Source organism: Streptomyces adelaidensis (assembly GCF_016598475.1).
Taxonomy (GTDB): domain Bacteria; phylum Actinomycetota; class Actinomycetes; order Streptomycetales; family Streptomycetaceae; genus Streptomyces; species Streptomyces adelaidensis.
Window position 1 is genome coordinate 18,894 of sequence record NZ_JAEMUX010000014.1, and the last position, 17,046, is coordinate 35,939.

A 17,046-nucleotide genomic window follows, 5' to 3' on the forward strand; every position below is an offset into this window, starting at 1 on the left:
AGCGACTCCTGTTCTTCTCTTCTCTCAGAGCGCGTCCGGGCCGCGCTCGCCCGTCCGGACCCGTACGGCAGTCTCGACCGGGAGGGACCAGACCTTGCCGTCACCGATCTTGCCGGTGCGGGCGGCCTTGACGATGACGTCGATCAGCTGTTCGGCGTCGTCGTCCTCGGCGAGCACCTCGATACGGATCTTGGGGACCAGGTCCACCGTGTACTCGGCGCCCCGGTACACCTCCGTGTGGCCCCGCTGCCGACCGTACCCACTGGCCTCGGTCACCGTAAGGCCGTGCACCCCGAAGGCCTGCAGGGCTTCCTTGATCTCGTCGAGCCGGTGCGGCTTGACGACGGCGGTGATCAGCTTCATGCCTCGACCTTCTTGCTGACAGGGGCAGCGACGCTGCTCGTGGTGGCGGACATGTGGGAACCGGCTGCCGAGCTGAAGTCGTAGGCGGTCTCGGCGTGCAGGGCCTGGTCGACACCGGTCATCTCGTCCTCCTCGGACGCCCGGAAGCCGATCGTCTTCTGGATGGCGAAGGCGATGATCCAGGTCACCACGAAGGTGTAGCCCATGACGGAGAAGGCGCCGGTGGCCTGCTTGCCGAGCTGGTCGAGGCCGCCGATCCCGTCGGTGGCGAGGAGGCCGACCAGCAGGGTGCCGAGGACACCACCGACGAGGTGGACGCCGACGACGTCGAGGGAGTCGTCGTAGCCGAGCTTGTACTTGAGGCTGACGGCCCAGGAGCAGACGGCACCGGCGACGATGCCGATCAGGATGGCGCCGAAGGCGTTGACGTGACCGCCGGACGGGGTGATCGCGACGAGGCCGGCGACAGCGCCGGAGCAGGCGCCGAGGGTGGTGAACGCGCCGTGGCGGATGCGCTCGTAGATCAGCCAGCCGATGATGGCGGCGGCGGTCGCGATCTGCGTGTTGATCGCCATGCGGGCGGTGGTGCCGTCGACACCGAGCCAGGAGCCGGCGTTGAAGCCGAACCAGCCGAACCACAGCAGGGCGGTGCCGATCATGACCAGCGGCAGGCTGTGCGGCCGCATCGGGTCCTTCTTGAAGCCGATGCGCTTGCCCACGACGAGGACCGCCGCGAGGGCGCCGATACCGGCGTTGATGTGAACCGCGGTACCACCGGCGAAGTCGATGACGCCCAGCTCGAAGAGCCAGCCGCCGGGCGCCCACACCCAGTGAGCGACCGGGAAGTAGACCAGGGTCACCCAGAGCGCGACGAAGATCATCCACGCGCCGAACTTGACGCGGTCAGCGAGGGCGCCGCTCATCAGGGCCGGGGTGATGACCGCGAAGAGCATCTGGAAGAGGATGAAGGCGAACGCGGCGATCTTGTGCGGTTCGCCGTTGGCGCCCGCGACAAAGCTGTCGACCGTGCTGGCGGCGTCGATGCCCTTGAGGCCGATCGCGTCCAGGTTGCCGATGAAGCCGCCCTGGTCACCACTGAAGGCGAGCGAGTAGCCGTACAGCACCCACAGGATGCTGACGATGCCCAGCGAGATGAAGGACATCATCAGCATGTTCAGCACGCTCTTGGCCCGGACCATGCCGCCGTAGAAGAGCGCCAGGCCCGGTGTCATCACCATGACGAGCGCCGCACTGATCAATACGAATCCGGTATCTGTGCCGTTCAATGCCGGTATCTCCTCGTGGTCGGAACGGCCCGTGCGGATGCGGAAGCTGGGGGAGCTAGCGGGGAGGGCCGACGTGCTCAGGAGACTGGCGCAGCACCGTTTCGCCAGGAGTTTGGAAATGTTTCCCGGACGTGACGAAGACCCTCATCACGTTACAGACAGGTGAAACGTGGATCTCGAAGGATTCATCCCACATGGGGCCCTGCCCCTGCGGGACACCCCACGGATAACGGTTTCGTATCCGATGGAACTTCCGCCGATGTTCCTTTTTCCCCGGGGGCTGGGCGCGGGTGGGGACGTGTGCACCCGCCCCCGCCCGCGCCGGATCGTCTACCGACCCGCCGGCCGCGTCATCGCTTGACGCAGACCTTGACCGTCTTGTTCCAGGAGTCGGACTTGCCCTTCACGTAGGCCGTGACCTCCGGGCGCGCTGAGAGGCACAGCTTCTCGCTCTTGAGGGAGACACGGACCGTACCGTCGAAGCTCGCCGGGCGGCCGCTGTTGCTCTGGGCGTACTTCCACAGCGTGTCGTTGTAGGTGGTGGCGCGTGTCGCGGCCTTGCGCTTGCCGCACTCCACGGTCGGGGTGACGGAGACGCTCCACACGCCCACGGCCACCTTGGCGTTCATCTTGCACTTCGTGCTCTCGTACCAGCGCTGGGTCAGCTCCAGCTTGGTGAGCTTGGCCCGCTTGCCACCCGAACAGCTCGTGTAGGTGGTGGCCGTCATGCTCGGGTCCTTCAGCTTCACGCCCGTGTAGGCGTGGTCCTTGGCGCCCTTCATCTGCCAGTAGTAGTGCTTGAACTCGATCCGGCCGGTGAGCTTCACATAGACGCAGCGCTTCAGCGGCTTGGACCACATCGCCACGGTCGCGCTGTAGGGCTTGCTGTGCGAAGTCGTTGCGACTGCACCCGCGTCGGGTGCCATGCCCATGATGAGACCGAGTGAGGACGCGCCTACCGCGAGGGCGGACGCGGCTGATTTTCTCTGCATTCCCTGTTGTCCCCGTTCCCCGTTGTCTCCCTGGCGGGCACGCCAAACATACGTGCAGGACAGGGAGTTGGCAGCCGCCCGAGCGGGCGGCACGGACGCCACACTAGCCACTCAGGTTGACCGGATCACGCCACGTTACGGAACAGGGATCAAGGTTGTTACAGTGCATCAGCTTTGCAAATAGCCGGGAAAAGACCGACCACGGCAGACCATCCGATGACCTGGCATGGGGGAGCCGAGTCGGGCAGTCGGGATGGCCGGCCGCGGCCGGAGTCGAGGGCCCTTGGCGTGCGGCGGGCCGGGGGGTCAGACCGCCTCGGCGGTTTCGGGGAGGTGGACGGCGAGCTGGTCGGTGAGGTCGACGACCTCGGCGAGGCCGCCGAAATCGCGTACGGCCGTGTCGACGGTCTTGCGGATGCGGGTGTTGACGCGCTCGGACCGCACCTTCTTCGCGGTCTCCATGGCCTGCTGGGCCATGGCCGCCCCCTGCTCGGGCTCACGCTGGAGCAGATGCACGGTGGCCATGCCGATGAGGTTCAGCGCGTACGACCGCTGGTGTTCGCTGTCCGTGGCGAACAACTCGACGGCGCGACGCATCACGGGCTCGGCGAGCGAGGCGTAGGTGGGGCTCCGGCCGGCGACATAGGCGAGGTCGCGGTAGGAGTGGGAGTTCTCGCCGTGCAGCTCCGCCTCGTTGAAGAAGCGGATCCAGTCGGGGTCCGGGTCGTCCCATTCCTCGGCGTCGGAGAAGGTGTCCTCGGCCATCCGGACGGCCCGTTTGCACTTTCCGGGCTGGCCCATGTTGGCGTAGGCGCGGGCCTCCATCGCATACAGCATGGACTGGGTGCGCGGGCTCGCACAGTCGCGGCTGCCGTACTGGGCGAGGTGGATCAGTTCGAGCGCGTCGTCGGGCCGGCCGAGGTGGATCATCTGGCGGCTCATGCTGGACAGGACGTACGAACCGAGGGGTTTGTCGCCGGCTTCCTTCGCCGCGTGCAGGGCCAGGACGAAGTACTTCTGGGCGGTGGGCTGCAGGCCGATGTCGTAGCTCATCCAGCCGGCCAGCTCGGCCAGCTCGGCGGCGACCTTGAAAAGTCGCCTGGCGGTGGCCTCGGGCTGGGGCTCCTGGAGGAGATCGGTCACCTCGTGCAGCTGGCCGACGACCGCCTTGCGGCGCAGACCGCCGCCGCACTGGGCGTCCCACCGGCGGAACATCGCCGTGGTGGATTCGAGGAGGTCCAGCTCCGGTTTGGAGAGTCGGCCGGCGCGGCGGGCGGCGGCCGACGGCTCGGGTTCGGCGCGGGGGGCGGGGGGCGAGGGGACGAGCCAGCGCTGCATCGGTTCGATGAGGGCCGGGCCCGCGGAGAGGGCGAGCGAGCTCCCGAGGAAGCCGCGCCGCGCCAGCATCAGGTCGCTGCGCGAGAACTCGCTGATCAGCGCCACGGTCTGCGGGCCCGTCCAGGGCAGGTCGACGCCGGAGACGGACGGGGACCGGTGGGCGGCACGCAATCCCAGGTCCTCCACGGCGACGACACAGCCGAACCGCTCGGAGAACAGCTCGGACAGGATGCGCGGGATCGGCTCGCGCGGGTTCTCCCCGTCGAGCCAGCGCCGTACGCGGGAGGTGTCGGTGGAGATGTGATTGGCCCCGAGCTGTCGCGCCCGGCGGTTCACCTGTCGGGCGAGCTCGCCCTTGGACCAGCCGCTGCGGACGAACCATGAGCCCAGCAGTTCGTTCGGGCGCTTCTCAGCGTTCGTGCCGCTTCCGCCGTTGCCGCCCACTGGAACGCCCCCATCCCTGAAACCACTTGTGCGCTGTGTGCGCCAAGCCCTACCAGGATGCCGGTTACCCCGCCGTACGTCCGACACTTGTCACCCGTCGAACGGAAAGACGACTTGCCTCCGGCATACCCACGAGCGCGTACATCCCAGGGCCCGTGCACTCAAAGTAATCCTACGATCACGCGTCCGGCCACGGCGATTCCGGAAACGCCACCATTCGCCACCCCTTCGAATGAACTCACGGTTGCCTGTCCGCGATTCACTTGACACAGGACGGCCGGGACTGGGTGGAGTGATGCATTCAGGGGCGCGCGTCATCGACCACGCCACCCCGGGCGCCGAAATGCGCCGCTCACCCGGAAGCGGAGCGTCGCATTCTGACTCCGTCGCGTAACCACCGGCGCGCTGGACCCGTTGGAGGGGGCATGGGCTTCACGATCGGCGGCATTCGCGAGATGCGATCCGGCACGCGTCGACGCGGCCGTTCCTCGGAGTGCACGGCCGTGGCCGAGTTCACCGGCCTCTGGGGGTGGGACGTCGTCCCCGGCGCGCGGGCGGCTTCAGGCGCGTGCTCGTGCGGCAAGAGCAACTGCTCCGCGCCCGGCGCACATCCCTTCGGCTTCGCGCCCACCGTCCACGCCGGCGCCACGCTCGACGAGGTGACGGAGGCCTGGTCCGAGTTTCCCGGCGCCGCCGTCATGCTGCCGGTGGGCCGCTCCTTCGACGTGATCGAGGTCGCCGAGTCCGCCGGTCGGCACGCACTCGTCCGCCTGGAGCGCATGGGTCTGCCCGTCGGCCCCGTGATCGCCACCCCCGAGGGCCGCGCCCACTTCCTCGTCGCCCCCGGCGCGGCCGCCGCGCTCCCCGACGTGCTCTACCGCATGGGCTGGGACGACCCCTCCGCCCTCGATCTGCGCGGCCTCGGTCCCGGTACCCATGTGACGGCCCCGCCTTCCGACCGCGCCGGCCTCGGCCCGGTCCGCTGGCTCCGCTCCCCCGCCCTCGACTCGGCGACGAAGCCGCCGGCCGCGCGGCTGCTGCTGGGGACGCTGGCGTACGTGGCGCACCGGTCGCGCGCGTAGGCCTCGACCCTCGGCCCTCAGATCCGTACACAGCGAAGCGCCCGTCCCCCACCGCATCTTGGGGACGGGCGCTTCTGCGACCTCACCTACGAAATTTCCTAGGTGAAATGAGCGATATCGATCGCTACTCGCCGATAAGTGCATCCACGAACGCCTCCGGCTCGAAGGGCGCCAGGTCGTCCGCGCCCTCTCCCAGGCCGACGAGCTTGACGGGTACGCCCAGCTCGCGCTGGACGGCGATGACGATGCCGCCCTTGGCGGTGCCGTCCAGCTTGGTGAGGACGATGCCGGTGATGTCGACGACCTCGGCGAAGACGCGGGCCTGGACGAGACCGTTCTGACCGGTGGTGGCGTCGAGGACGAGCAGGATCTCGTCCAGCGGCGCGTGCTTCTCGACGACGCGCTTGACCTTGCCGAGCTCGTCCATCAGGCCGGTCTTGGTGTGCAGCCGGCCGGCGGTGTCGATGAGGACGACGTCGGCACCCTCCTCGATGCCCTCCTTGACGGCGTCGAAGGCGATGGAGGCCGGGTCACCGCCCTCGGGACCGCGCACCGTACGGGCGCCGACGCGCTCACCCCAGGTCTGCAGCTGGTCGGCGGCGGCGGCGCGGAAGGTGTCCGCGGCGCCGAGGACGACGTTCTTGCCGTCGGCGACGAGGACGCGGGCGAGCTTGCCGGTGGTGGTGGTCTTGCCGGTGCCGTTGACGCCGACGACCATCACGATGCCGGGGGTGTCGAGCGGGGACTCGGTGTGCACCACGCGGTCGAACTCGGGCACGAGGATCTTGAGCAGCTCCTCGCGCAGCAGGCCGCGCAGGTCCTCCGGGGTGCGGGTGCCGAGCACCCTCACGCGCTCGCGCAGCCCTTCGACCAGCTCCTGGGTGGGCTGGACGCCGACGTCGGCGGTGAGGAGGGTGTCCTCGATCTCCTCCCAGGTGTCCTCATCGAGGTGCTCGCGCGAGAGCAGTGTGAGCAGCCCCTTGCCGAGCGCGTTCTGCGAGCGGGAGAGCCGGGCGCGCAGCCGGACCAGCCGGCCGGCGGTCGGCTCGGGGATCTCGATCTCCGGAGCGGCCGGCGGCTCCTCGACGGCGACGGGCGCCGTCGCCGTGGCGTCCGGGAGGTCGACCTCCTCGATCGTTCGGCGCGGTTCGTCGCGCGGCGTCTCGGCCTCGTCGCCGATGTGCGGCTCGGCCGGGGGTGCGGTGATGTCGGGTGTCGTGGGGGGCGCCCCGGGCAGGGTCTTCGTCTTCTTCTTGCGGCCGCCTACGACGAGCCCGCCCAGCACGCCGAGCACGACCACGGCGATGACTACAGCAAGGATGAGTTCCATAACCTGACCAGTATGCGGGACTGCCCCGCGCCGCGTTCGATCGCCGTACGGGGTCGCACGGCCCTTCCACACCTCTGGATACCTGACGGACCGTCAGCTAACGTCCCCTCCACAGCCGCGAGAAGGGGGTCTCCCATGCCCGTCACGGTCGTCCGCTTCAACCTGGTCGAGCCCCGTGCCACCCCCGCCTCGCTCGGGGCCCGCTACCGGGCCGCCGTCGAGATGGCCGCGTACGCCGATGAGCAGGGCATCAGCACCGTGCAGACGGAGGAGCACCACGGGGTCGAGAACAACTGGCTGCCGTCGCCGTTCGTCTTCGCGGGGGCGGTGTTCGGGGCGACGCGGCGGATCGCGGTCACGGTGTCGGCGGTGATCGGCCCGCTGCACGATCCGCTGCGGCTGGCCGAGGACATCGCCGTACTGGATCTGGTGAGCGGCGGGCGGCTGGTGACTGTCGCCGGGATCGGGTACCGGCCGCAGGAGTACGCCCAGTTCGACGTGGACTGGAAGGGGCGGGGGCGGCTCCAGGACGAGCTGCTGGAGACGCTGCTCCAGGCGTGGACGGGCGAGCCGTTCGCCTACCGGGGGCGCACGGTCCGGGTCACCCCGCGCCCTGGCACCGAGCCGCATCCGTTGCTGCTGGTCGGCGGCTCGTCGAAGGCCGCGGCCCGTCGGGCGGCCCGCCTCGGGCTCCCCTTCTTCCCGAGCGCGCATCTGCCGGAGCTGGAGGCGTACTACAAGGAGCGGCTGGTCGAGTACGGCACCGAGGGCTGGACGATGATGCCCGCGGCCGAGACGCCGTTGCTGCACGTCGCGGAGGATCCGGACCGGGCGTGGGCCGAGTACGGCGGGCATTTCCTGCACGAGGCGCGGACGTACGCCTCCTGGCAGTCGGCCGGCATTCGGTCGGCCGTGCGGTCGGGGGCGGCGACGGTGGCGGAGCTGCGTGCGGAGGGCGTGTACCGGATCGTCACGCCGGACGAGTGCGTGGCGCTGGGCCTGGACAACTACGTAGTGCATCCGCTGGCCGGCGGGATGCCGGTCGAGGAGGGGTGGCGCGGGCTCCGCCTGTTCACCGAGCGGGTGCAGCCGCGGCTCGACGGCTGAGCGTCACGTCCGGCAACGGCCATCGCCTCCGACGCTCACGCGCGGCCGACCGTCGCATCCGGCTGACCCTCACGTCCGGCCGACTGTCTGAGTTCTAGCGATCGTTGCAACACCTCGGCTCAGAGGGGACGAGGAGAAGGGCGGCGGGGACCTGGCCCTTCTCCTCGGACTCGGGGAGGCGCGAGGCCGACAGGCCGGCCCTAGCCCATCTCCTCCAGCGCCTTGCCCTTCGTCTCCTGCACGAACCTGAGGACGAAGGGGATGGAGAGCGCGGCGAAGACCGTGTAGATCACGTAGGTCGCGGAGAGGTTCCAGTCGGCCAGGGACGGGAAGCTCGCGGTGATGGCCCAGTTGGCGATCCACTGCGCGGAGGCGGCCACGCCCAGCGCGGCGGCGCGGACCCGGTTGGGGAACATCTCGCCGAGCATGACCCAGACGACCACGCCCCAGGAGAGCGCGAAGAAGAGGACGAAGAGGTGGGCGGCGATCAGGGCGACCCAGCCCTGGGTTGCGGGCAGCTTGCCGTCGACGAGGTCGAAGGAGAAGGCCCAGGCCTCCAGGGCGAGGCCGAGGACCATGCCCACGGAGCCGATGAGGGCCAGTGGCTTGCGGCCGACGCGGTCCACGAAGATCATCGCGATGACGGTGCCGACGATGTTGATGATCGACGTCGTGAAGGAGTAGAAGAACGAGTCCGTCGGGTCGACGCCGACCGACTGCCACAGGGTCGAGGAGTAGTAGAACGCGACGTTGATGCCGACGAACTGCTGGAACACCGACAGGCCGATGCCGATCCAGACGATCGGCTTGAAGAGGAAGCTGCCGCCGAGCAGGTCCTTGAAGGTCGACTTGTGCTCGCTGTTCATCGCCCGCTCGATCTCGGCGACACGGGCGTCCAGGTCCACGTCCTCGCCCTCGACCTCGGCGAGCACCTGCCGGGCGCGCTCGTCCTTGCCGACGGAGATCAGGAAGCGCGGCGACTCGGGGATGACGAAGGAGAACAGGCCGTAGAGGACGGCCGGGACGACCATGACGCCGAGCATGACCTGCCAGGCCTCCAGGCCGAGCAGTTCACCGCGCTGGTCACCACCGGCGGCGTTCAGGATGCCCCAGTTGACCAGCTGGGAGATGGCGATGCCGACGACGATCGCGGCCTGCTGGAACGAGCCGAGCCGTCCCCGGTACGCGGCCGGGGCGACCTCGGCGATGTAGGCGGGGCCGATGACGGACGCCATGCCGATGGCGAAGCCGCCGACGATCCGCCAGAAGGCGAGGTCGTACAGCGCGAAGGGCAGCGCGGAGCCGACGGCGCTGATCGTGAAGAGCACGGCCGCGATCTGCATGCACCGGATACGGCCGATCCGGTCGGCTATTCGACCCGCGGTGGCGGCGCCGACGGCACAGCCGATCAGCGCGACGGCGATGACCTGCGCCAGGGCCGTGGAGCCGATGTCGTACCGGTCCCGGACGGCTTCGACGGCCCCGTTAATCACGGCACTGTCGTAGCCGAAGAGGAAACCGCCCATCGCGGCCGCCGCCGCGATGAAGATCACGTGCGAGAGGTGATCGGGTCGACCTCTCCACACCCCCACCGTGGGCGTCTGCGCTGCGCCGGTCACGTGCCCTCCTCGGACCACCTGAAGGTAAAAGCAACGTTGCCGAGACTATGCCTTCAAGTTTCGAAGCCAAAGACGGCCCCTACGTGCCCATTTGAGAGAGGGAGTGATGGGAATACGTTCATTTCTTGAAGAAACAGAAACGGCGGCAGCTCAGGGACACGGTCGAGCGGTCAGCGAAGCCGCTGACTGATCACCTTCGACACACCGTCCCCCTGCATGGACACGCCGTACAGCGCGTCGGCGACCTCCATCGTCCGCTTCTGGTGGGTGATCACGATCAGCTGCGACGCCTCCTGCAGCTCCTGCATGATCCGGATCAACCGCTGCAGGTTGGTGTCGTCCAGCGCCGCCTCGACCTCGTCCATCACATAGAACGGACTGGGCCGCGCCTTGAAGATCGACACGAGCATGGCGACGGCGGTCAGCGACCGCTCCCCGCCCGAGAGCAGCGACAGCCGCTTCACCTTCTTGCCCGGCGGCCGGGCCTCCACATCGACGCCCGTGGTGAGCATGTTGTCGGGGTCGGTCAGGATCAGCCGCCCCTCACCGCCCGGGAAGAGCCGGCTGAAGACGCCCTCGAACTGCCTCGCGGTGTCCAGGAACGCCTCGGTGAAGACCTGCTCGACGCGCTCGTCGACCTCCTTCACCACCTGAAGCAGATCGGCGCGGGTCTTCTTCAGATCCTCCAGCTGCTCGCTGAGGAACTTGTGCCGTTCCTCCAGCGCCGCGAACTCCTCGAGCGCCAGCGGATTGACCTTGCCGAGCTGCTGATACGCCCGCTCGGCCGCCTTGAGCCGCTTCTCCTGCTCGGCGCGGTGGAACGTCTTCGGCTGGTTGCGGGGGTGCTCGGGGTCCTCCGGCAGCTCCTCCCCCTCCGCCGGCAGCGACGGCGGTACGAGCTGGTCGGGCCCGTACTCCGCGATCAGCCCCGCCGGTTCGACGCCCAGCTCCTCCAGCGCCTTCGTCTCCAGCTGCTCGATCCGCATCCGCTTCTCGGCGCCGAGCACCTCGCCCCGGTGCACGAAGTCGGTGAGCTTGTCCAGCTCGCCCTTGAGGTCGCGCCCCTCGGCGCGGGCCTGCCCGAGCTCCTGCTCCCGGCGCGCCTTCGCGGCGTCGGCGGCGGTGCGCTCCTCGTCCGCGCGGGCGAGGGAGACCTCGACATGGGCGAGCAGCTGCCGGGCACCGGACGCGACGGCCTCGGCCACGGCCGCCTCGTGCCGCAGCCGCGCCCTGCGCTGTTCGGCCCGCGCCCGCGCCTCGCGCTCCGCGCGCGCGGCCCGGTCGAGCGAATCGGCACGCCCCGCGAGCCCCTTGACCCGCTCCTCGTGCGTCCGCACCTGGAGCCGGGCCTCCATCTCGGTCTGCCGCGCATTGGCCCCGTCCGCCGCGAGCCGATCCCGTACGGAGGTGTCGGGCTCCTCCTCGACGGGCATCTCCTCAGCCACCGCGAGCCGCTCGGCCAGCTCCTCGGCCTCCTGTACGGCGTTGTCGAGCGCCTCCTGCGCCCGTGCGGCCGCGGCGGTGGACCGCTCGGCCTCCCCGGCTGCACCCCGCGCCTGCCCGGCCAGCCGCCCGAGCTGCTGGGCGACAGCGGACTTCTCCCGCTCGGCAGCCCGGCGCCGCTCGCCCAGCTCCTCCACGAGCCCGGCCCGGCCCCGGCGCAGTTCGACGGCGCTCTGCTGGGCCTCGGCCAGCTCCTCGCACCGTACGGCCAGTTCTTCCAGCTCGGCCGCCGCCTCGTCGACGGACGCCTGCACCTCCAGCAGGCTCGGCGCCGCCGCCGAACCGCCGTGCGCGAAGTGCGCCCCGAGCAGATCGCCTTCGGCGGTGACGGCGGTGAGATCGGGGCGCCCGTAGACGAGGTCCTCGGCGTCTTCGAGGGTGTCCACCACGACGATGCGGTGGAGTAGGCGGCGTACGGCAGGCATGAGGTCGGCGGGGCCACGGACGAGGTCGGTGGCGAAGTGCCCGGCCGGGGGTGGCGGGAGGGGCCTTCTTTCCTCCGCGGGTTCGTCGTGGCTGGTCGCGCGGTTACCCGCGCCCTCTTGCGGAGCATCCTCGGGCGCCCCCGCCAGCAGCAGCGCGGCCCGGCCCGCGTCCTGCTTGCGCAGTAGTCGGATGGCCTCCGCGGCGGAGGCCGGGGTGGTCACGGCGATCGCGTCGGCCGCCGCACCGAAGGCAGCCGCGAGGGCGACCTCGTGGCCCGGGGTGACCGTCAGCAGTTCGGCGGCCGGGCCGAGCAGTCCGCCGAGGCGGTCCTTCGCGCCGAGCAGTGCGCCGGTGCCGTCCTTGCGGCGCAGGCCCAGGGCGAGGGTCTCGTGGCGGGCCTGGGTGGCGGCGCGGCGGCGTTCGGCGGTGGTGGTGGCCTCGCGGGCGGCGGCGTGGGCGGCCTCGGCCTCGGCCAGGGCGCGCTTGGCGGCGTCGTGCTGACCGGCCAGTTCGCTGTCGTCGGCGTCGAGGCCGTCGACCTCGGCCTTGAGCGCCTCGTACTCCTCCTGGGCGGTGACGGCACGTTCCCGCGCCCCGTCGCGGGCGGCGGCGAGGCGGTCGATCTCGGCCTGGGCGGAGGCCGCGCGGGAGCGGGCGGCGTTGACCTGGCCGCCCAGCCGGGCGAGGCTCTCGCGGCGGTCGGCGATGGAACGGGCGACGTCCTTCAGCCGGCGTTCCTCGATCGTCAGTTCGCGCTCCAGCTCGGCCCGGTGCTCGACCGTGTCCTCCAGCGCGCGCTCGGCCGCCTCCAGGGCCGCTTCCAGCTCGGCCTCCTGCTCACGGACGCGGGCGGCCTCCCGCTCCATGTCCTCGGGGTCGCGTCCGCGCCGCTCCTCGGGGGGTGTGGAGGTGACGCTCTTGACCCGGGCGTCGGCCAGCGAGATCGTACCCCGCACCCGCTCGGCGAGCTGGGACAGCTCGTACCAGGTCTCCTGGGCCCGCTGCAGACGCGGGGTGAGCCGTCGTACCTCGTCCTCCAGGAGCGCCTCCCGCTGGAGCGCCTTCCTCAGCTCGGCCTCGGCGGCCTCCTTGCGCTGCTTGAGCGCGGCTTCGTCGGCGACCTCCGTCCGGAGCGCCGCCTGGAGTCGTACGAGATCGTCGGCGAGGAGGCGGAGGCGGGCGTCGCGGAGGTCGGCCTGGATGACGGCGGCCCGGCGGGCGACGGCGGCCTGCCGGCCCAGGGGCTTGAGCTGACGGCGGAGTTCGTCGGTGAGGTCCTGGACGCGGGCCAGGTTGACCTGCATGGCGTCCAGTTTCCGGAGCGCCTTCTCCTTGCGCTTGCGGTGCTTGAGGACGCCCGCGGCCTCCTCGATGAAGGCGCGGCGGCCCATGGGGTCGGCGTGCAGGACGGAGTCGAGCTGGCCCTGGCCGACGATGACGTGCATCTCGCGGCCGATACCGGAGTCGGAGAGCAGATCCTGGATGTCGAGAAGACGGCAGGTGTCGCCGTTGATCTGATACTCGCTGCCGCCGTTGCGGAACATGATCCGCGTGATGGTGACCTCGGAGTACTCGATGGGAAGGGCCCCGTCGGAGTTGTCGATGGTCAGGGACACCTCGGCGCGACCGAGCGGGGGGCGCCCGGTGGTGCCGGCGAAGATGACGTCCTCCATCTTTCCGCCGCGCAGCGATTTCGCACCCTGCTCGCCCATGACCCAGCTGAGCGCGTCCACGACGTTGGACTTGCCCGAGCCGTTCGGTCCGACGACACACGTGATACCCGGTTCGAACCGGAGCGTGGTCGCCGAGGCGAACGACTTGAACCCGCGGAGGGTCAGGGCCTTGAGGTGCACGCCGCCGGACTCTACCTTCCGGCCTTGTCTCACTCCATGAACGCGCGGTTTCGCACATGAACGTGCAGGGCACATCAGACGTTGAAGAGGGTGAGGCGGCACGGAAGCGCGGGGGAAAGAAAGAAGGGACGCCTAAGAAAGGCGTCCCTTGCAGATCTGACAACTTAGCGGTTGATACAGGCCGGCCCAACCACTGCTGTCGTTTAGTACGGTGTTGTTGCGATGCAGTGATCAGGTGAGCGCAGGCTCCGCCTGGTGTGCGTCGAGCTCCATGAGCGAGTCGTGAGAAGCGGCAGCCGTCAGCGCGTCGTTCTCCGCCTGGATCCTTCCGAGCTCGGATTCCAGGTCTTGGACGCGCTGCTGGAGCCGTCGCATCTCGGCGAGGAGTCGCGGGTCGGAGCCGCCGACGTAACCGAGAAGCGCCTTTGCCATGATGGATGGTCCTCCACACTGAGTGACCGACCGAAGCGGGTGGGTCGTGAGGGAATCGCACCCGCGGTGCTTGGCACTGTTGAGTTTAAGCTGCCGTTCATCCATGCCAAACAGCTAAGGTGCGCGGGGCTTTCAGCGTCTCACCAAAAAGTTTGACGGTCAACACGATCACGCCCCGCACTGGCAGGCGTCCCGGTGCCGCGCGGCCCTGAGCGGGCGACGCTGCGGCCTTTCCTGGGCCTCTCCGCGCCCATGGAGCGACGGGATCATCCTGTTATCGGAGCCTGCCACGACAAACCCGTCTTGGCAATCACCTGCACATTTCTACTTTGTGCATGCATCTGGCATATGCCGGTGGCGTGCCCCTCCGCTCTCGCCCGACCCGCCGCACAACGTGGGCTCAGCGAATGGCGAAGCCCTCGTAGCCCCGTCGTGGTGTGTCCCAGATCTCGGTGACACCGTCCACGCGCCCGGGCGTGTCGTCGCTCAGGAGCCAGTCGAGGAGCCCTTGGCACGCTTCGCGGGAGCCCTCGGCGACCACCTGCACCCGTCCGTCGGCCAAATTGAGAGCAAAACCACTCAGCCCGCCGACCTCCAGCGCCCTGGCCCGCGTGAACCAGCGGAAACCCACACCTTGCACCCGTCCACGCACCCAGGCGACCAGCCGTACATCCTCGCTCATGACTGCACGCTAACGGGCCAATGTCTCTCGGGCCTCTCCCTCCCCTGGCGCCATGCTGTACCGTCCCGACCCAATGAATCTCATATGAAACTCACTCGTTCGTGTGAGGTTCGTGAAGGCGACGATCACAACGTTGACGACACCCCCAACATCGTTCCCAACGTTGACCGCAGGACACCGCAAGGACGAGGAAGGCCAGGACATGGGACGCCACCGACGCTCCGCCGCCGGCCGCGCCGCCAGTGGCCGCGCCACCGGGGTCACGGACACGGGCTTCGCTTCCGAGGAGCCGCACTACGGCCCGGAGAACCTGTACGGGTTCGCCGCGGTCCTGGAGGCGGACGCCCAGGCCGCGTCACGCGGCGGCAATTCCCGCCGTCGCAAGAAGAGGACCGCGACGCCTGTGAAGACCGGTCTGCTCGGTGTCTCCGCCGCCGTCGCCCTCGGCACCGTCGCGATGGCCACCGGGGTGCTGCCGGGCGGCGACAAGTACACGGTCAGCGGGGGTAACAGCGCCGAGACGGTGCTGCCGGCCGGCTCGCCGACGAGTGGGGCGACCCAGCAGGGCGGCACGGACGGCGCCGCGCAGGAGCGCGAGGACGAGTCCACCAGCCGGGACACCGAGCGCGAGGCCTCGCCGTCGTCCAGCCCCTCCCAGTCGACCACGCCGTCCAAGAAGCCCTCCGAAGAGGCGGGCAAGGGCTCCGAGGCCAAGAAGCCCAAGAAGCCGGCCGCCGAGCCCACCAAGGAGAAGGAGAAGAAGACCACCGCCCCGGTGGAGGTCTCCTCCGAGACGCAGGCCGAGGCCGCGGTGCTCCAGCTGGTCAACGAGGAGCGGGCCAAGGCGGGCTGCAGCCCGGTGGCGGCCAGCAGCGATCTGGCCAAGCTGGCCGAGACCTTCAGCGAGGACATGGCCCTGCGCGACTTCTTCGACCACACCAACCCCGACGGCGAGGACCCGTGGGACCGCGCGGCCGCCCTCGGGATCACCGGTCTCGGCGGCGAGAACATCGCCCGCGGCCAGGCCACCGCCGAGGCGGTCATGGAAGCCTGGATGAACAGCCCCGGCCACAAGGCGAACATCCTGAACTGCGACTTCAAGACCCTCGGCGTCGGTGTCCACCTGGGCGCCGGCGGCCCCTGGTGGACGCAGGACTTCGGCTACTAGACCGTCACCCGCGCCGCCCTCTGCTGCCGGTCGACCCCGGCAAGCACTAACCAGCAGTTAGTGCAACCTTTTGGTTAGCGCTGCGCCGGAGTATTCTCGACGTATGGAATCAGCCGCGCAGACCGCAGTGACGCCCGCGCAGGCCGCCGCGGGCGCGGACGCCGTGAACCTCGACGACCTGGCCTTCGATGTGTTCGCCAGGAACTGTCCCTCCCGGAACACCCTGGAGCACGTCACGGGCCGCTGGGGTGTGCTCACGCTGGGCGCGCTGCACGAGGGCTCGCTCCGCTTCAACGAGCTGCGCCGACGCGTCGACGGCGTCAGCGAGAAAATGCTCTCCCAGACCCTGCACGCCCTGGAGCGCGACGGCCTGGTCCACCGCGAGGCCCAGCCCACCAACCCGCCCCGCGTCGACTACACCCTCACCCCGCTGGGCCGCGAGGTCTCCGAGCGCCTGCTGTCCCTCATCACCTGCGTGGAGGACCGCATGGAGGACGTGCTCCGGGCCCGCGAGCACTACGACGAGGCCCGCGGCGCCCGCTGACACGTCGGGCAGAAGTAGCTGGACCGGTTCATCCACGGCCGCCGCCGCATCGGCGTGGCACAGCGCCGACAGGGCAGCCCCTCCCGGCCGTACGCGTCGAGCGAGCGGTCGAAGTACCCCGACTCCCCGTTGACGTTGACGTACAGGCTGTCGAAGCTCGTGCCGCCCACCGCGAGGGCCGCGTTCATCACGTCCCGTACATGGCCCAGGAGTTCGGTGGTGCGGGGGCGCGTGAAACCGGCGGTCGGGCGCTCGTAGTGGACACGTGCGCGCCAAAGCGCCTCGTCCGCGTAGATGTTGCCGACCCCGCTGATCAACGACTGGTCGAGCAGGGCCCGTTTGATGGTCGTACGCTTCCGCCGCAGCGCCTGGTGGAAGGCCTCCGCGTCGAACCGCGGGTCGAGCGGGTCGCGCGCGATGTGCGCGATGACGTCCGGCAGGCCGTCGGGGGTGGTGTCGTGCAGCGACAGCCCACCGAAGGTGCGTTGGTCCACGAAGCGGAGTTCGGTACGGAGGTCGTCCGCGAAACGGACCCGGATCCTCAGGTGCTTCTCGTCGGCCGCGTCCTGCGGCTGCACGAGCAGCTGCCCGCTCATCCCGAGGTGGGCCAGCACGGCGATCCCGGTGTCCTCCACCGGCAGCCACAGATACTTTCCCCGCCGGCTCGGCTCACCGATGCGGTGCCCCTTGAGCCGGTGCGCGAAGTCCTCGGGCCCGGCCGGATGCCGCCGGATCGCCCGCGGATGCAGTACCTCGACGTCGGCGACGGTCCGGTGGGCCACCCACCGCGCCAGTCCTCGCCGTACGACCTCTACCTCGGGAAGTTCGGGCACGAGTGTCCTCCGGGGAGCGCGTTGGTGGGTGGCGTCCGCAGCGT

14 protein-coding genes are annotated in these 17,046 nt (G+C 69.7%); 4 read left to right on the forward strand and 10 right to left on the reverse strand.

Going from position 1 to position 17,046, the window contains the following annotated elements; all coding sequences use genetic code 11:
- Window positions 1-24 precede the first annotated feature (24 nt).
- From I8N67_RS10815 to nsdA, 4 genes are all read right to left on the reverse strand, one after another.
- Window positions 25-363, reverse strand: coding sequence for a P-II family nitrogen regulator (locus I8N67_RS10815; RefSeq protein WP_003997576.1), 339 nt, complete (start codon window positions 361-363; stop codon window positions 25-27).
- Entirely contained in the window at window positions 360-1,649 is a 1,290-nt protein-coding gene (locus I8N67_RS10820) for an ammonium transporter (RefSeq protein ID WP_200302557.1), read from the reverse strand. Before I8N67_RS10820 ends, I8N67_RS10815 begins: the two co-directional genes overlap by 4 nt.
- A gap of 350 nt (window positions 1,650-1,999) precedes the next feature.
- Window positions 2,000-2,575, reverse strand: coding sequence for a hypothetical protein (locus I8N67_RS10825; RefSeq protein ID WP_234045461.1), 576 nt, complete (start codon window positions 2,573-2,575; stop codon window positions 2,000-2,002).
- A gap of 372 nt (window positions 2,576-2,947) precedes the next feature.
- Window positions 2,948-4,423 (reverse strand): transcriptional repressor NsdA, encoded by a 1,476-nt coding sequence (gene nsdA / locus I8N67_RS10830; protein ID WP_200302559.1) that lies wholly within the window; start codon window positions 4,421-4,423, stop codon window positions 2,948-2,950.
- A gap of 425 nt (window positions 4,424-4,848) precedes the next feature.
- Between nsdA and I8N67_RS10835 the strand changes: the two genes are divergently transcribed.
- Complete coding sequence (locus I8N67_RS10835; RefSeq protein WP_200302560.1) at window positions 4,849-5,505, forward strand: bifunctional DNA primase/polymerase; 657 nt, start codon at window positions 4,849-4,851, stop codon at window positions 5,503-5,505.
- A gap of 124 nt (window positions 5,506-5,629) precedes the next feature.
- On the opposite strand, the gene ftsY is transcribed toward I8N67_RS10835, so the two are convergent.
- Entirely contained in the window at window positions 5,630-6,835 is a 1,206-nt protein-coding gene (gene ftsY, locus I8N67_RS10840) for a signal recognition particle-docking protein FtsY (protein ID WP_200302561.1), read from the reverse strand.
- A gap of 135 nt (window positions 6,836-6,970) precedes the next feature.
- Here ftsY and I8N67_RS10845 point away from each other — a divergent pair, with 135 nt between their 5' ends.
- Window positions 6,971-7,942, forward strand: a complete 972-nt coding sequence (locus tag I8N67_RS10845) for an LLM class flavin-dependent oxidoreductase (protein WP_200302562.1) — start codon at window positions 6,971-6,973, stop codon at window positions 7,940-7,942.
- A gap of 200 nt (window positions 7,943-8,142) precedes the next feature.
- Here I8N67_RS10845 and I8N67_RS10850 read toward each other — a convergent pair whose 3' ends face one another.
- The 4 genes from I8N67_RS10850 to I8N67_RS10865 form a co-directional block, all read right to left on the reverse strand.
- Window positions 8,143-9,561, reverse strand: a complete 1,419-nt coding sequence (locus tag I8N67_RS10850; RefSeq protein ID WP_200302563.1) for a sugar porter family MFS transporter — start codon at window positions 9,559-9,561, stop codon at window positions 8,143-8,145.
- A 170-nt stretch (window positions 9,562-9,731) separates the two neighbouring features.
- Window positions 9,732-13,343 carry a chromosome segregation protein SMC gene (smc, locus tag I8N67_RS10855; RefSeq protein ID WP_200302566.1) on the reverse strand — a complete coding sequence of 1,204 codons (3,612 nt, stop codon included), beginning with the start codon at window positions 13,341-13,343 and terminating at the stop codon, window positions 9,732-9,734.
- A gap of 231 nt (window positions 13,344-13,574) precedes the next feature.
- Window positions 13,575-13,775, reverse strand: coding sequence for a hypothetical protein (locus I8N67_RS10860; RefSeq protein WP_152171913.1), 201 nt, complete (start codon window positions 13,773-13,775; stop codon window positions 13,575-13,577).
- 400 nt (window positions 13,776-14,175) lie between these two features.
- Window positions 14,176-14,457: an acylphosphatase gene (locus I8N67_RS10865; protein ID WP_200302568.1), complete on the reverse strand. Its 282-nt coding sequence runs from the start codon at window positions 14,455-14,457 to the stop codon at window positions 14,176-14,178.
- Window positions 14,458-14,659: 202 nt separating this feature from the next.
- Here I8N67_RS10865 and I8N67_RS10870 point away from each other — a divergent pair, with 202 nt between their 5' ends.
- Both I8N67_RS10870 and I8N67_RS10875 read left to right on the forward strand, forming a co-directional pair.
- Window positions 14,660-15,625 (forward strand): CAP domain-containing protein, encoded by a 966-nt coding sequence (locus I8N67_RS10870; protein ID WP_200302690.1) that lies wholly within the window; start codon window positions 14,660-14,662, stop codon window positions 15,623-15,625.
- Between the two features lie 103 nt (window positions 15,626-15,728).
- Window positions 15,729-16,169, forward strand: a complete 441-nt coding sequence (locus I8N67_RS10875; RefSeq protein WP_234045464.1) for a winged helix-turn-helix transcriptional regulator — start codon at window positions 15,729-15,731, stop codon at window positions 16,167-16,169.
- Here the strand turns inward: I8N67_RS10875 and mutM are convergent.
- A complete protein-coding gene (gene mutM / locus I8N67_RS10880) occupies window positions 16,142-17,002 on the reverse strand; it encodes a bifunctional DNA-formamidopyrimidine glycosylase/DNA-(apurinic or apyrimidinic site) lyase (protein ID WP_200302570.1) in 861 nt (286 codons plus the stop codon). The genes I8N67_RS10875 and mutM overlap by 28 nt on opposite strands.
- Between the last annotated feature and the right edge of the window lie 44 nt (window positions 17,003-17,046).

Coding starts and splice junctions, on each gene's coding strand:
- I8N67_RS10815 (WP_003997576.1), bottom strand. CDS start 363: ATGAAGCTGATCACCGCCGTCGTCAAGCCGCACCGGCTCGACGAGATC.
- ftsY (WP_200302561.1), bottom strand. CDS start 6,835: ATGGAACTCATCCTTGCTGTAGTCATCGCCGTGGTCGTGCTCGGCGTG.
- I8N67_RS10860 (WP_152171913.1), bottom strand. CDS start 13,775: ATGGCAAAGGCGCTTCTCGGTTACGTCGGCGGCTCCGACCCGCGACTC.
- I8N67_RS10825 (WP_234045461.1), bottom strand. CDS start 2,575: ATGGCACCCGACGCGGGTGCAGTCGCAACGACTTCGCACAGCAAGCCC.
- I8N67_RS10870 (WP_200302690.1), top strand. CDS start 14,660: ATGGGACGCCACCGACGCTCCGCCGCCGGCCGCGCCGCCAGTGGCCGC.
- I8N67_RS10875 (WP_234045464.1), top strand. CDS start 15,729: ATGGAATCAGCCGCGCAGACCGCAGTGACGCCCGCGCAGGCCGCCGCG.
- I8N67_RS10865 (WP_200302568.1), bottom strand. CDS start 14,457: ATGAGCGAGGATGTACGGCTGGTCGCCTGGGTGCGTGGACGGGTGCAA.
- I8N67_RS10845 (WP_200302562.1), top strand. CDS start 6,971: ATGCCCGTCACGGTCGTCCGCTTCAACCTGGTCGAGCCCCGTGCCACC.
- I8N67_RS10835 (WP_200302560.1), top strand. CDS start 4,849: ATGGGCTTCACGATCGGCGGCATTCGCGAGATGCGATCCGGCACGCGT.